This is a genomic window from Sphingomonas aquatilis (assembly GCF_014196115.1).
GTDB classification, from domain to species: domain Bacteria; phylum Pseudomonadota; class Alphaproteobacteria; order Sphingomonadales; family Sphingomonadaceae; genus Sphingomonas; species Sphingomonas aquatilis.
Genome location: NZ_JACIDB010000002.1, coordinates 53178 through 67150, shown reverse-complemented (window position 1 = coordinate 67150; position 13973 = coordinate 53178). Strand labels below are relative to the sequence as shown.

Sequence of the window (13973 nt, the reverse complement as noted above, 5' to 3'; positions counted from 1 at the left end):
GGCACGATCGATAGTCGGGACTTTCCAGCATGATCCGTATTTCCGGCGCGCTTGCCGCGCTGACCCTCGTCGCGTCCGCTCCCGCCCAGACCGGCCCTGCCAAAACAGCCGCGGCCGACACCGCAGCCGTCCTGCCGGCCGATCAGGCCGCGATGCGTGCGCACGTCATGTTTCTCGCCTCCGATGCCCTGCGCGGACGCGAGGCGGGCACGCCGGATTACGACGTCGCCGCGCACTATGTCGCGGCGCAATTCCAGGCGGCGGGCCTGCGCCCGGCGGGCGATGCCGGCAGCTACCTGCAACACGTGCCGCTGACGATCTACAAGGCGGCGAGCGAAGGCACGATGCGCTGGACCGACGCGGCAGGACGCGCCCGGCCGCTCGTGTTCGGCACCGATTACATCCCCAGCCCCAACCCGGCGCGTGCCGAGACCAGCGTCACGGCGCCGGTCGTCTTCGCCGGCCGCGGCATCGTCGCGCCGCAATTCGGCGTCGACGACTATCGGGGCATGGACGTGCGCGGCAAGGTCGTCGCGATCTTCGCCGGATCGCCGACGCGTTTCCCCGGCGAAGAGCGCGCCTATTTCGGCTCCGCTGCCACCAAGGCGCAGATCGCGGCGGCCCGTGGCGCCATCGGCATCGTCATGCTGGATGCCCCGCGCGCCGGTCCGCGCCAGCGCCCGTTCGCGGCACTGGTCGGCGGCTATGCATCGCCCAAGACCACCTGGGCCAAGCCCGACGGCACCGGCACCAGCGCCGCACCCACCACCCCGGTGCTCGGTACGCTGAGCCAGGCCGCCGCCGCGACGTTGTTCGAGGGCGCCGCGACGCCCTGGTCCGCGATCGTCGCCGAAGCGCAGCGCGCCGACCCGACCTACACGCCCGTCGCGCTCAGTGGCACGCTCGCGGCAACGACGCGGACCAGCTTCACCCCCGCCGCCAGCAGCAACGTCGTCGGCATCGTCCCCGGCACCGACCCCACGGTCGGCAAAGAGGTCGTCATCCTGTCGGCGCACCTCGACCATATCGGTGTCTCGCCCGCCCGCCCCGACGACGCGCCCGGCCGCGATCGGATCAACAACGGCGCGCTCGACAATGCGATCGGCATCGCCAGCCTGATCGAAGAGGCCAAACGCTTCGCCACGGCGCCCACGCGCCCCAAGCGGACGGTGATGTTCCTCGCCGTGACGGGCGAGGAGAAGGGGCTGATCGGATCGAGCTATTTCGTCGATCATCCCACCGTGCCGCTCCAGACGATCGTCGCCGACATCAACCTCGACATGCCGGTGCTGCTCTACACGTTCGAGGATATGATCGCCTTCGGGGCCGACCGTTCCAGCCTCGGCCCGATCGTGACAAAGGCGGTGAACGCGATCGGCATCGGCCTGTCGCCCGATCCAATGCCCGAACAGGGGTTCTTCACGCGTTCGGATCACTTCAACTTCGTCAAGAAGGGCATTCCCTCGCTCTTCCTGTGGCCGGGGGTCAAGGGCGCCGGCGCCAAGCCGTTCGAGGATTTCCTGGAGCACTGCTACCATCGTCCCTGCGACGACCTCAGCCAGCCGATCTTGTGGGATCAGGGTGTCCGCTTCGTCGCGACCAATTACGCCATCGCCCGCGCCGTCGCCGACGCGCCGCAGCGTCCGACGTGGAACAAGGGCGACTATTTCGGCACCACCTACAACGGCCCGATGGCGCAGTGAGCGGCACCTCCTTCCCGTCACCCCGGACTCGGTCCGGGGTCCACCGGGCCGCAAGGGAACGGCAAGCGGCGCCAGCCGTCCCCCTAGCCGCAGAGTGGACCCCGGAACGAGTCCGGGGTGACGGAGCATGCGGGGAAACCCCATGCTCCTGATCTTCGGCCTCGGCTACACCGCCGCCCGCATCGCCGCCGCCTGGCCGGACGCGACCATCGGCACCACCCGCGACGGTCGAAACGGCACGCTCCGCTTCGACGACGAACCCGCGGTCCGCGCCGCGCTGGCCACCGCCACCCATGTCCTGTCCTCGGTCCCGCCGGAGGAGGACGCCGACCCCGTCCTGTCCCGCTATGGCGACGTGCTACACGATCGCTGGCTCGGCTATCTGTCCTCGACCGGCGTCTATGGCGACGCGGGCGGCGCCTGGGTCGACGAAACCGCCCCCACCGGCTCAGGCCGCCGCTCCGCGCGTACCGCCGCCGATGCCGCCTGGCTGTCCCGCGGCGCGCATGTCTTCCGCCTGCCCGGCATCTACGGCCCCGGCCGCTCGCCGCTCGATCGCGTGGCGGCAGGGCGCGCCCATCGCGTCAACTTGCCGACCCAGGTGTTCAGCCGCGTCCACGTCGACGATATCGTCGCCGGCGTGCTTGCCGCCCGCAACGCCCCGCCGGGCGCCTATAATCTCGCCGACGATCGCCCCTGTCCACAGGACGACGTGGTCGCCTTCGCCGCCGGGCTGCTCCGCCTTCCGCCGCCACCGATCGTCGCGCTGGAGACGCTCTCGCCGATGGCGCGCGCCTTTTACGCCGAGAACCGCCGCGTCGCGAACGGCAAGGCCAAACGCCTGCTCGGCTGGCGCCCGGCCTATCCCGATTACCGGTTGGGCCTGCGCGCGCTCAATGCGATGACCAGTCCGATGCCGGCCAGCCCTGCGCCCGCCGCGGCGAGCGACGACCAGTGATAATCCTCGAACAGCGTCGACAGCAGCATCGCGATGACGGGGACGATGACGCTGGAATAGGCCGCCTTGGCCGGCCCGATCACCCGCAGCACGCGATAATAGAGCGGGAAGGCGAAGGCCGAGCCGAACAGCCCCAGATACAGGATGCCCGCCCAATAACCCGCGCGCATCTCGACCACCGGCGGTCCGGTCAGCGTCCAGGCGACCGCCCCATCGATCGCCGCCCCGATCAGCATCGCGACCGCCAGCGTCGACAGCATCGGATAGCGTTTCGCGGTCGGCGTCGCCTGCAACACATTGGCACCGGAGGCCGACAGGATCGCGATGGCGGTGAAGCCGATTCCCGCCAGCGTGGCCGCGGCGCCGGCCGGTCCGGTCCGCGCTTCGTGCAGGAACAGCAGCGCGATGCCGGCCATCGCCACGGCGGACCCGGCGATCAGCTGACGCCCCATCCGCTGGCCGAGAAACAGGCGCGCCAGCAGCGCATTGGGCACGAGCAGCATCGCGAACACCACCGCGACCAGCCCCGACGTAATGTAATGTTCCGCCCGATAGACGAAGTTGAAGTTCAGGCAGAATTGCAGCAGGCCGACCGCACTAGCGAACACCCAGCCGCGTGTATCGAGCGCCCACCGTTCGCCTTTCACCGTCGCGACCAGCGCCATCGCGATCCCGGCGACGATGAAGCGATACGTCACCGACCAGCTTGGCGGCACGACGCCCAGCTGATCGCGGATCACCAGCCACGTCGATCCCCAGATCAGCGTGACGATGGCGAACGGGATCAGGATCGCGGCCCGGGTCGATTGGGGCGGCGGCGCCCCTCCCGTCACGGTGTCGCTCACAGCGCCGCGATCGCCTTGGCGAGTGCCGCGACATGATCCGCCGCGCTGTCCCACGCCGTCACCAGCCGGATTTCGCCGGGCGCCCAATCGTAGAAGTCGAAGCCCTGCGCCCTCAGCGCCGCCGCTTCCTCGGGCGTCACCCGCAGGAACACCTCATTAGCTTCGACCGGATGGACCAGCCGGCCGCCGGCCGCCGCAGCGAGTGTGCTGGCGCAGGCATTGGCGGCGCGGGCGTTCGCCAGCCACAGATCGTCCTCCAGCATCGCGATCACCTGCGCGGCGAGATAGCGCCCCTTCGAAAACAGCAGTCCGGCCCGCTTGCGGCGATAGCGGGTCACGTCGGCAAGGTCCGGGCGGAAGAAGACGAGCAGTTCCGCACTCATCGCGCCGTTCTTGACGAAGCCGAAGCTGAGCGCATCGACGCCCGCTTGCCACGTCACCGCGGCGGGCGTGCAGCCGAGCGTCGCCACCGCATTGGCGAAGCGCGCACCATCCATGTGCAGGCCCAGCCCACGGCGCTTCGCCAGCGTGCCGATCGCCGCCACGTCGTCCGGCGTGTAGACCCGGCCATATTCGGTGGCGTTGGTGATCGAGATCGCATGCGGCTGCACACGGTGAACGTCGTTGGGGATCGCGTCGGCCACCGCCGCGATCGTCTCCGGCGTTACCTTGGCACCGTCGCCATCGGCCAGGAACAGCTTGGCGCCGTGGGTGAAAAACTCCGGCGCGCCGCCCTCATCGTTCTGGATATGCGCGTCGCGGTGGCAGATCACCCCGCCATGCGGCGGACACAGCGCGGCGAGCGCGAGGCAGTTGGCCGCGGTCCCGGTCGGCACCCACAAGGCCGCGACATCCGTGCCGAACAGATCGGACAGACGCGCATCGAGGCTGCGCGACAGGCCATCGCCGTCATAGGCAGTGTCGAGGTGGTTGGCGTCGGCCATCGCCGCCATCACGCGGGGATGCACGGTCGCGGCATTGTCGGAAAAGAAGCGCATGCCCCTGCCTTGCGGCGCAACGGGGTACAGCGTCAACCATGGCTATCGCATCCCCGCCCGGCCTTGCTAAGTGCTGCTGCAGAAGGGGATTTATAGATGCGTTTTCTTGCTGCGGCCTTGCTGCTCACCTCCGTCGCCGCGCCGGCCCTCGGCCAGGCGCTGCCGCCGCCCGCCCCGCTGCCCGGCGATGGCGCGGAGGACATGAAGCTCAAGCGCCTGTTTTACGACAGCGACGAACGCGATCTGGCGCTCAACCCGATCAGTGCGATCTTCCGCGGCGACCTGCGCTATGCCGATCGCTTCGGCGATTACATCAGCGATCCCGCGACCGCGCGCGACAAGCGTAACCTCGAATCCGACCTCGCCGCGCTGAAGGCGATCGACCGGTCGAAGCTGACGCGCGTCGACCAACTCGCCTATGACGTGTTTCGCAATCAGGCGGAGATCAACCTGCGCGGCTATGCCCCTGCGATCCAGGCGGTCGACCGGCTGCTGCCGATGGATCATTTCAGTGGCTTCCAGACCTTCTATCCCGATTTTGCGGGCGGCAAGGGTGCTGCACCGTTCAAGACGGTCACCGATTACGAGAACAATCTGAAGCGCAACGCCGGCTATGCCGCGCTGTACGATCGCGCGATCACCCGCTTCCGGGAAGGCATGGCGAAAGGCGTCGTCCAGCCGCGGCTGGTCGTCGAGAATATGATCGCGCAGTTCGACGCGCTGATCGCGCAGGGCGTCAAAGGATCGGTGTTCTACGCGCCGGTCACGATGTTCCCCGCCAGCATCTCCGCCGCCGACCGGCAGCGGTTGACCGCGGCCTATGCCGCGCAGGTTCGCGACGTCATCACCCCGGCGCACAAGCGCATGCGCGATTTCCTGAAGACCGACTATCTGCCCAAGGCGCGCGCGACCGTCGGCCTGTCGGCCCTGCCCGGCGGCGCAGCGCTCTACGCCTATCGCATCGAGCAGAATACGACGCTGCCACTACCCGCCGAGCAGGTCCATCAATTGGGCCTCAGCGAAGTGGCGCGGATCACACGTGAGATGGAGGCGCAGAAGACCGCTGCTGGCTTCACGGGCACGCTGCCCGCCTTTTTCGACTATCTCCGCACCGAAAAGCGCTTCCAGCCAACGAGCGCCGAAGCCGTGCGCGAAGGCTTTGAAGCGATCGGCAAGCGCATCGACGCCCGCGTGCGCGAACAGTTCGGCGTGATCCCCAAGACCCCGCTCGAGATCCGGCCGGTGCCCGATTACCGCGCGAAGAGCGATGCGGCGGGCAGCTATCAGGGCGGCACCCCCGACGGGACGCGGCCGGGCGTCTTCTACTACAACACCTACGACCTGCCGGTCCGCTACACCTGGGGCATGGAAACGCTGTTCCTGCACGAAGCGGTGCCCGGCCATCACTTCCAGATCAGCCTCGCGCAGGAAAACGCCGCGCTGCCCGCCTTCATGCGCTTCGGCGGCAACACCGCCTATGTCGAAGGGTGGGCACTCTATGCGGAAACGCTGTGGAAGCCGCTGGGCATAGAAACCGACCCCTACCAGCGGATGGGCGGCCTGAACGACGAAATGCTGCGCGCGATGCGCCTCGTCGTCGACACCGGCATCCATGCCAAGGGCTGGAGCCGCGAGCAGGCGATCGATTACATGCTGACCCACTCCGCCATGGCAAAGACGGATGCGACCGCCGAGGTCGAACGTTACATCGCCATCCCGGGGCAAGCGCTCGCCTACAAGATCGGCCAGCTCACCATCCTGAAGCTGAAGGCGGAAGCACAGGCCAAGCAGGGCGCTTCGTTCGACCCGCGCGGCTTCCACGCCGCGGTCCTCGACAGCGGCGCGCTGCCGATGCCCGTGCTGGAGGACAAGGTCCGCGCGTGGATGGCGACGAAGTAATCGATCACCGGACCGGGCCGGGATGATTCTCGGCCAGGAACCGTCCGACCATCTGACGCACCGTCTGATTGGGAATGCCCTCATAGGCCGCATTGAAGTCGTGGCCTCAAAAAGGAGAGATCACCAGTCGGATCGCATTCCCCTGGGCGGCCGAACGCGGCGAATTGGCGGCGGAGGTTATTGGTAGGATCGGATCGTCCTACGCCGCCAGGATCAGCGTCAGCGATAACGGGCTGGCACATCGAACGGCGACCCGAAAAGGCGGGCAGCCATCAGACGGGGTTGCGCGGCAGCATCGATCCTCCGCGTCATCGCCTTAGGAAAAATCCGTAAAGCTGAGGGTTGGGTTAAATCGTCGAAATGCCTTGGGTCGGCAGGATCATTCCCCTTCACCGCCCTCATCACCCCGTGCACGCGGCTCGCGAGGCTCTCGTGGGGCATCTGGTTCGCGGTCGCGGCCAGGCGTGATGCTGATGCTGCCGTCGCGCCCCATCTTCATCTGCAGGCCCAGGCCGTCGAGGGTTCCCTCGACCTCCGGCCCCGCCTGGTCGATCATGTCGCCGACGGGGTCTTCCGGCCCGACGATCGCTTCGGGATCGCTGGCATTCTCTTCGACCACCACCGGTGCCTGTGGCGGCGCGAGGCCGAGCGCGGAGACCATGAAGTTCCGCCAGATTTGCGCCGGTACGCCGCCGCCGTGCAGGCCAGGATTGGGCGAGCTGTCGTCATTGCCGACCCAGACACCGACGACCAGATCGCCGGCAAAGCCGATGAACCACGCATCGCGGCTTTGTTGCGACGTGCCGGTCTTGCCATAGGCATCCGTGCTCAGCACCGCCTCACGTCCCGTACCGCGCAGCGACGACGACAGCAGGTCGAGCATCTTCTCGCGGATGTCGTCGGGCATCTTGGTGGTGCCGCCGGTCAGCGATTCGTACCAGCTCTTGTTGTCGCCCGTTTCCTCCAGCCCGCGCGGGCGCACCGGATATTGGCCGTTGGCGATGGCGGCATAGGCTGCGGTCAGTTCGAGCAAAGAGACTTCGGCCGTGCCGAGGCCGATCGTCGCCTCGTTCGGGATCGGCGTCGTGATGCCCAGGTCGCGCGCCGCCTTGATAACGTTGCGCACCCCGACTTCCTGCGTCAGCCGTGCCGCGACCACGTTGGACGAACGCGCGAAGGCGCGGCGCAGCGGGATGGGGCCCAGATAGCGCCCATCATCGTTCTTCGGCTTCCACCCGGCGATCTCGACCGGCGTGTCGTCCGCCATCGTGTCGGGCGTCATGCCCTTCCGCATCGCGGCGAGGTAGACGAACAGTTTGAACGTCGATCCGGGCTGGCGCTGCGCCTGCGTCGCCCGGTTGAACGGGCTCTTGGTGTAATCCTTGCCGCCGACCATCGCGACGACGCGGCCGTCGCGTCGCATCGCGACCAGCGCCACTTGCGCCTGCCGCAGCCCCGCCTGCCGCACGACGCGTTCGGCGGTGCGCTGCAATCGGCGGTCCAGCGTCGTCTTCACCGTCGCTTCGGTCTTGATCTCGCCCGCCTGGTCGCGCGCCTGCGGCAGCACCCAATCGGCGAAATAGGTGCCGCTGGGCAGCGTCGTCGGGCGGCTTGCCAGCACGCGCTGTGGCTGGACATCGGCGGCTTCGGCCTTGGTCAGGAAACCCGCATCCGCCATCGCGCGAACGACGACCATCTCGCGCTTGCGCGCACCCTCCAGATTGCTCGTCGGGGCAAGGCGTGACGGCGCCTTGACCAGCCCGGCCAGCATCGCCGCCTGCCCGATATTCATCTTTTCCGGTTCGCGGCCGAAATAATGTTTCGACGCCGCGCGCAGGCCATAGACGTTGTCGCCGAAATACACATTCGACAGATAACGCGACAGAATTTCATCCTTCGACAGCCACGCTTCCAACCAGAACGCGATCATGACCTCGCGGATTTTGCGCGCCGCAGTGCGGTCTGAGTCGAGAAAGGCGTTCTTGGCGAGCTGCTGGGTGATCGTGCTGCCCCCCTCGCGCACGCCGCCCGATCCGACGTTGTGGACGAAAGCGCGCAGGATGCCGCGCGGATCGATGCCCCAGTGCGACCGGAAGCGCCGGTCCTCGATCGCCAGGAACGCCTCGGTGACGTGCGGGGGCAGCTTGGCGGCGTCGACCGGCTTGTCGATGATCGCCCCCCGCCGGGCGATCGGCGTGCCGTCGTCCGCGGTCAGCGTAATCGACGGCGGGGTCGGCGGCTGCAGCGACTTGCTCAGCGGCGCGGTCACGGCGAGCCAGCCGATCGCGATGACCAGCAGGACGATGCCCGCGGCGATGCCGCGTAAAATCCAGCGGCCGATATGGCGAGGCCGACGGGGGGGCAGCTCTGCCGCGGCGTCCTGTTCGGAATCGAGGAAGGCGTCGAACCGCCCGGCGTACCGATCCTCGTCCGGCGCCCGCGCCTCGTCGCGGCGCCAGCGCGGCGCCGCTTCGAAGCGATCCTCCCCGTCGTCGAGGTCGTAGCGCTGGCCGATGCTGCCGCGGCGGTTGGTATCGATCGGTTCGTGACGCATCGGCTCGTCCCAGCGGTCAGCCATGACGTGTATTACTATCCTATAACAGCACGCGCAAGGGCCGGACGCTGTGGGGGAGGTGCAGGCCCATTTACCCTTTTGCAGGCGCGAACGCCAGCGGCTGGCGCAGGCTCGCGGGGAGCGCTATCGCGGGGCCATGACCCAGCAGCCCTCCTCACCCCCGCTCGTCGTCGGTATCGGCGGCACGATCGGCGGAGTTTCCTCGACCGAGCGCGCGTTGCGCATCGCGCTCGACGCGGCGGAACGCGAGGGCTTTGCAACGCGGATGTTCGGTGGCGCCGACATGGCGCGCCTGCCGCTCTACGATCCGCGCGCGACAAGCCGGACGGAGGACGAACAGGCGTTCGTCGCCGCGGTGCGCGGTGCATCGGCGGTCATCATCGCCAGCCCCGGCTATCACGGCAGCATCTCTGGCGTGGTCAAGAACGCGCTCGATCTGCTGGAAGAAACCGCGCGCGACGAACGCCCCTATCTCGCCGACCTGCCCGTGGGGCTGATCGCCACCGCTTATGGCTGGCAGGCGACGGGATCGACGATTGCGGCGCTACGCTCGATCGTCCACGCGTTGCGCGGCTGGCCGACGCCCTTTGCCGCGGCGATCAACACGCAGATCACCAAATTCGACGACGAAGGCGGCGCGAGCGATCCCGCCGTCTACGATCAACTGTGCCTGATCGGTCGCCAGGTCGCGCGCTTCGCACCGCTGGTGGCGCCGCGATAAAGCCGATCAGCGCAGGCTGACCTGCAACCCGTCCATCACGAACTGCACCGCCAGCGCCGCCAGCAGCACACCGAGCAAGCGCGTGATCACCGCCTCGATCCGCGTACCGAGCAGCCGCATCAGCGGCCCCGCGGCGAGCAACGCGACCAGCGTAAGCAGCAGGATCGTCACCATCGCGGCCAGCACGACCAGCGTCGCTTCCAGCCCGTTGGTACGCGCCATCAGCAGCATCACGGTCGCGATCGATCCTGGGCCGGCGATCATCGGCATCGCCATCGGAAAAATCGACACGTCTTCCACTTCCGGATCGGCGGCGACCTCCGCGGCGCGATCCTCGCGGCGCTGCGTGCGCTTCTCGAACACCATTTCGAGCGCGATTAGGAACAGCATGATGCCGCCCGCGATGCGAAAGCTCGCCAGGCTGATGCCCAGGCCGTGCAGCAGTTTCTCGCCGAACAGCGCGAAGACGAACAGGATCGCGCTTGCCACGCCGACCGCGCGGATGGCCATGCTGCGGCGTTGCAGCGGCGACGCGCCCGACGACAGGCCGGCGTAGATGGGCGCGCACCCCGGCGGGTCGATCACCACGAAGAAGGTGATGAGCGACGAGACGAACAGTTCGATCACGATGCGACGCTCACGCCCTCGCGGCGGCAGGCGGATATGTACGTGTTGCGGATCAGACAGGCGATCGTCATCGGCCCGACGCCGCCGGGGACCGGCGTGATGGCGCCAGCCACGTCCTTGGCGGCGGCGAAGTCGACGTCGCCGACCAGCCCCGTCTCGGTCCGGTTGATGCCCACGTCGATCACCGTCGCGCCCGGCTTGATCCAGTCGCCCTTGATGAAATGGGGAATGCCCACCGCCGCGACGACGATATCGGCGGCCCGGCAATGCGCCGCGACGTCGCGCGTGCGGCTGTGGACGACGGTGACGGTGCAGCTCTGCTGCAACAACAGCTGCGCCATCGGCTTGCCGACGATGTTCGACCGACCGACGACCACCGCCTCCATGCCCGACAGGCTGGGATGGATGTCGCGCAGCAGCATCAGACAGCCCAGCGGCGTGCAGGGCACGAACCCTTCCGCCCCGATCGCGAGGCGTCCCGCGTTGACCGGGTGGAAACCGTCGACGTCCTTGTCCGGATCGATCGCGAGCAGCACCGCTTCGGCATCGATATGCTTCGGCAGGGGCAGCTGAACGAGGATGCCGTCGACGGTCGGATCGGCATTCAGCCGCCGTACCAGAGCCAATAGAGCATCCGCATCCGTGTCGGCGGGCAGGCGATGCTCGAAGCTCTCCATCCCGGCCTCACGCGTCGCCTTGCCTTTGGAGCGGACATAGACCGACGACGCCGGATCCTCGCCGACCAGGACGACGGCTAGGCCGGGCGCCCGGCCGGTCGCGTCGCGGAAGGCGGCGACATGCGCGGCGGTGCGGGTACGGAGCGCAAGGGCGTGCGCCTTGCCGTCGATGATCGTGGCGGTCATGGCGCCACGTCATAGAGGGCGGCAGCGGTTTTCGCCAGCACGGCCGCGTCCCCCGCAACATGCAGCCGCTTCAATCGCGCGGTGTCTCCGCCGATGAGCACGACCGCGCGCTTCGGAACGCCGAACCGGTCCGCCACCAGCGCAAGGAGCGCCGCATTCGCCTTGCCGTCGACCGGTGCGGCGGCCAGTCGCGCGGCAAAATGATCTTCGGTGCCAGCCAGTAAGGCATCGCGCCCGCTACGGGGTGTCACTCGAATGGCAAGGACAATGCCGTCGTCGCGCACCGTCCAGGCGGGCATCGGCGACGCCTCAGGCCGCGCCGTTGGTCAGGATCGCAGCGGCGATGTTGGGGAGGAGGACGGAGTCTAGGATGCGGATGATGATTAGCACCGCGAGCGGCGCCAGATCGATTCCATTTATGTTGGGCAGAACGCGGCGGAGCGGGCGGTAGAGCGGCTCCGTCAGCGAATCGAGCCCGTAGTGCAGCGAGCGCACGAAATTGTTCGACGTGTTGATGACGTTGAACACGATCAGCAGCGACAGCACGAACTGGACCATGATGATCCACCACAGCACGTCGAGCAGGATCGAAATGATCTGAATCAGGGAAAGCGCGACCACGCCTGGGCTCCGGATTATGGGTAGAGGCCGGACCTAGCGATTAAACCCGGCGCGGCCAAGCACTGTCGGTCAGGCGTGGACCAACGTCCCCGCGCCCGCCGAAGTGAAGATTTCGAGCAGCATCGCATGCGGCACCCGCCCGTCGAGGATCACCGCGGCGTCCACCCCCGCCTCGACCGCGGCGACGCAGGTATCCACCTTGGGGATCATCCCGCCCGAGATCGTGCCGTCCGCCTTCAGCGCCGCGATGCCCGCGGGGTCGAGGTCGGTGAGAAGCACCTTATCCTTGTCCAGCACGCCGGCGACATCGGTGAGCAGGAAGAAGCGCGAGGCACCCAGCGCCGCGGCGATCGCCCCCGCCATCGTATCGGCGTTGATGTTGTAGGTGTGCCCGTCCGCACCCGAGGCGATCGGCGCGACGACGGGAATGATGCCGCTGGCCGACAGCGTGTCGATGATCGTGCGGTCGACCGCCACCGGTTCGCCGACGAAGCCCAGATCGACGTGACGCTCGATCCCCTGCAACGTATCGGGCGTGTCGCGACCGACCTTCACCGCGGTGACGAGGTTCGCGTCCTTGCCCGAAATGCCGACCGCGCGCCCCCCAGCCTGCCCGATCCAGGCAACGATTTCCTTGTTGATCGATCCCGCCAGCACCATTTCGGCGATGCGCGCGGTTTCGGCGTCGGTGACGCGCAGGCCGTCGATGAAGCGCGATTCGACCCCCAGCCGCTTCAGCATCGCGCCGATCTGCGGCCCGCCGCCGTGGACGACGACGGGATTGATGCCGACCGCCTTCAACAACACGACGTCTTCGGCGAAATCGCGCGCCAGTTCCGGATCGCCCATCGCATGGCCGCCGTATTTCACGACGAAGGTCTGACCGGCATAGCGCTGCAGATAGGGCAGAGCCTCGGTCAGCGTTTCGGCCTTGGCGAGCAGGGCAGCGGTGGCGGCGGAGTCGGTCATGCGGCGGCCTTTAGCGGCCCAAGGGCGGTCCTCATAGTCCTGCCGCCGCCGGACAGAGGCCGGGCGAGTCATAACGGGCGGCGTCGCTGACCGCCCCCTCCGTCAGCTTCGCTGCCACCTCCCCCTGGCGGGGGAGGAATTGGGCTCGCGTGCAGCCGTCGGCGACGGAGCGCCTGGCGGGGAACTTAGGCCTGGCGGTCGAGCCGCTTGCCGAGGCCGACGAACACGTAGATCAGCGGCGGCACGAGGAGCGCCGAGAGCACGACCTTGACAATCATCTGACCGGCCAGCAGCTCGCCGATCGGGAAGACGCCGGCGAAGGCGATGGTGACGAACAGCAACGTATCGACGATCTGGCTGAGCATGCTGGCGATGCCGGCACGCAGCCAGAGGAGGCCGCCGCCCTCGCGCCCCTTCAGCGCCGCGAAGATCGTGACGTTCAGCGTCTGCGAGATGCCATAGGCGACGATCCCGCCCAGCCAGATGCGCCACGTACCACCGAGCACCAGCTGGATCGCATCGCGATTGGCCGGCTGCATTTCGGGCGCGGCGGGCAGCGCATGGACGATGAACGACAACAGGATCGAGACGATCAGCGGCACGAAGCCGATCTGCACCAGCCGGTTGGCGATGCTGCGCCCGTGCAGTTCGGCCATTGCGCTGGAGGTGACGACGAGCAGCAGGAAGGCGAAGATTCCCGCTTCGACCGCCAGCGGCCCCAGCCCGACCAACGGGCCCAGCGCGGACAACGGCCCCAGCGCCACCTGCTTGTTGCCGAGCACGCCCGCGATGCAGACCATGCCGCCGTAGAAGATCGAAAAGGCGAAGAGCGAGCGCGGGATCGGCGCGGCGTGGGTGTCGTCCATCGCGCGGACCCTATCGGCTTTGGCGCGCGCGTCAAAGGGATTGGCGCGTGTGGCGGATTCGGCGGCCTTTGCTTTCAAGAGGCTGGGGGCAATCGCCATGCGACGGTGCAGGTCGTTCCTCTCCCGCCGGGGATGGCGCTGTGGCAGGGGAGACGACGGCGGCGGATAGGAGTCGAAGCGCTGCGCTGACCTCCCCCTCCGTCATGCCTGCGGCATGCCACCTCCCCCTGGCGGGGGAGGACTTAGCATCGCTCCGGATATCGATCGGGACGAATCTACTTTATCATCGGCCCGGCGCAACTCTTTGAGCTGTCATGCGCTTCAGCAT

The 13973-nt window shown here is 67.8% G+C and carries 13 protein-coding genes; 4 read left to right on the top strand and 9 right to left on the bottom strand.

Going from position 1 to position 13973, the window contains the following annotated elements; translation table 11 throughout:
• Positions 1–29: 29 nt before the first annotated feature.
• Both GGR47_RS06275 and GGR47_RS06270 read left to right on the top strand, forming a co-directional pair.
• Positions 30–1703: a M28 family metallopeptidase gene (locus tag GGR47_RS06275; RefSeq protein WP_147035892.1), complete on the top strand. Its 1674-nt coding sequence runs from the start codon at positions 30–32 to the stop codon at positions 1701–1703.
• Positions 1704–1845: 142 nt separating this feature from the next.
• A complete protein-coding gene (locus tag GGR47_RS06270; protein WP_147035891.1) occupies positions 1846–2661 on the top strand; it encodes a Rossmann-fold NAD(P)-binding domain-containing protein in 816 nt (271 codons plus the stop codon).
• Here the strand turns inward: GGR47_RS06270 and GGR47_RS06265 are convergent.
• Both GGR47_RS06265 and GGR47_RS06260 read right to left on the bottom strand, forming a co-directional pair.
• Positions 2574–3506, bottom strand: a complete 933-nt coding sequence (locus tag GGR47_RS06265; protein ID WP_147035890.1) for a DMT family transporter — start codon at positions 3504–3506, stop codon at positions 2574–2576. The genes GGR47_RS06270 and GGR47_RS06265 overlap by 88 nt on opposite strands.
• Complete coding sequence (locus GGR47_RS06260) at positions 3503–4504, bottom strand: threonine aldolase family protein (RefSeq protein ID WP_147035889.1); 1002 nt, start codon at positions 4502–4504, stop codon at positions 3503–3505. The genes GGR47_RS06265 and GGR47_RS06260 overlap by 4 nt, the downstream gene beginning before the upstream one ends.
• Before the next feature lie 96 nt (positions 4505–4600).
• Between GGR47_RS06260 and GGR47_RS06255 the strand changes: the two genes are divergently transcribed.
• Positions 4601–6403: a DUF885 domain-containing protein gene (locus GGR47_RS06255; RefSeq protein ID WP_147035888.1), complete on the top strand. Its 1803-nt coding sequence runs from the start codon at positions 4601–4603 to the stop codon at positions 6401–6403.
• 379 nt (positions 6404–6782) lie between these two features.
• Here the strand turns inward: GGR47_RS06255 and GGR47_RS06250 are convergent, their stop codons facing one another.
• The gene (locus GGR47_RS06250) at positions 6783–8981 is read right to left on the bottom strand and encodes a transglycosylase domain-containing protein (protein ID WP_147035887.1); all 2199 of its coding nucleotides are present in this window, start codon (positions 8979–8981) and stop codon (positions 6783–6785) included.
• 133 nt (positions 8982–9114) lie between these two features.
• Between GGR47_RS06250 and GGR47_RS06245 the strand changes: the two genes are divergently transcribed.
• On the top strand, positions 9115–9699 hold the full coding sequence (locus GGR47_RS06245; RefSeq protein ID WP_017980384.1) for an NADPH-dependent FMN reductase: 585 nt from the start codon (positions 9115–9117) through the stop codon (positions 9697–9699).
• A 6-nt stretch (positions 9700–9705) separates the two neighbouring features.
• On the opposite strand, the gene GGR47_RS06240 is transcribed toward GGR47_RS06245, so the two are convergent.
• The 6 genes from GGR47_RS06240 to GGR47_RS06215 form a co-directional block, all read right to left on the bottom strand.
• Entirely contained in the window at positions 9706–10326 is a 621-nt protein-coding gene (locus GGR47_RS06240) for a MarC family protein (protein WP_043060971.1), read from the bottom strand.
• On the bottom strand, positions 10323–11189 hold the full coding sequence (gene folD, locus GGR47_RS06235) for a bifunctional methylenetetrahydrofolate dehydrogenase/methenyltetrahydrofolate cyclohydrolase FolD (protein WP_017980386.1): 867 nt from the start codon (positions 11187–11189) through the stop codon (positions 10323–10325). The genes GGR47_RS06240 and folD overlap by 4 nt, the downstream gene beginning before the upstream one ends.
• Positions 11186–11488 (bottom strand): DUF167 domain-containing protein, encoded by a 303-nt coding sequence (locus tag GGR47_RS06230; RefSeq protein ID WP_017980387.1) that lies wholly within the window; start codon positions 11486–11488, stop codon positions 11186–11188. The genes folD and GGR47_RS06230 overlap by 4 nt, the downstream gene beginning before the upstream one ends.
• Before the next feature lie 10 nt (positions 11489–11498).
• The gene (locus GGR47_RS06225) at positions 11499–11810 is read right to left on the bottom strand and encodes a YggT family protein (RefSeq protein ID WP_063686846.1); all 312 of its coding nucleotides are present in this window, start codon (positions 11808–11810) and stop codon (positions 11499–11501) included.
• A gap of 69 nt (positions 11811–11879) precedes the next feature.
• On the bottom strand, positions 11880–12779 hold the full coding sequence (gene argB, locus GGR47_RS06220; protein WP_147035886.1) for an acetylglutamate kinase: 900 nt from the start codon (positions 12777–12779) through the stop codon (positions 11880–11882).
• Between the two features lie 185 nt (positions 12780–12964).
• Entirely contained in the window at positions 12965–13645 is a 681-nt protein-coding gene (locus tag GGR47_RS06215; protein ID WP_063689782.1) for a queuosine precursor transporter, read from the bottom strand.
• Positions 13646–13973 lie beyond the last annotated feature (328 nt).

Coding starts and splice junctions, on each gene's coding strand:
- GGR47_RS06275 (WP_147035892.1), top strand. CDS start 30: ATGATCCGTATTTCCGGCGCGCTTGCCGCGCTGACCCTCGTCGCGTCC.
- GGR47_RS06270 (WP_147035891.1), top strand. CDS start 1,846: ATGCTCCTGATCTTCGGCCTCGGCTACACCGCCGCCCGCATCGCCGCC.
- GGR47_RS06260 (WP_147035889.1), bottom strand. CDS start 4,504: ATGCGCTTCTTTTCCGACAATGCCGCGACCGTGCATCCCCGCGTGATG.
- GGR47_RS06255 (WP_147035888.1), top strand. CDS start 4,601: ATGCGTTTTCTTGCTGCGGCCTTGCTGCTCACCTCCGTCGCCGCGCCG.
- GGR47_RS06250 (WP_147035887.1), bottom strand. CDS start 8,981: ATGGCTGACCGCTGGGACGAGCCGATGCGTCACGAACCGATCGATACC.
- GGR47_RS06245 (WP_017980384.1), top strand. CDS start 9,115: ATGACCCAGCAGCCCTCCTCACCCCCGCTCGTCGTCGGTATCGGCGGC.
- folD (WP_017980386.1), bottom strand. CDS start 11,189: ATGACCGCCACGATCATCGACGGCAAGGCGCACGCCCTTGCGCTCCGT.
- GGR47_RS06230 (WP_017980387.1), bottom strand. CDS start 11,488: ATGCCCGCCTGGACGGTGCGCGACGACGGCATTGTCCTTGCCATTCGA.
- argB (WP_147035886.1), bottom strand. CDS start 12,779: ATGACCGACTCCGCCGCCACCGCTGCCCTGCTCGCCAAGGCCGAAACG.
- GGR47_RS06215 (WP_063689782.1), bottom strand. CDS start 13,645: ATGGACGACACCCACGCCGCGCCGATCCCGCGCTCGCTCTTCGCCTTT.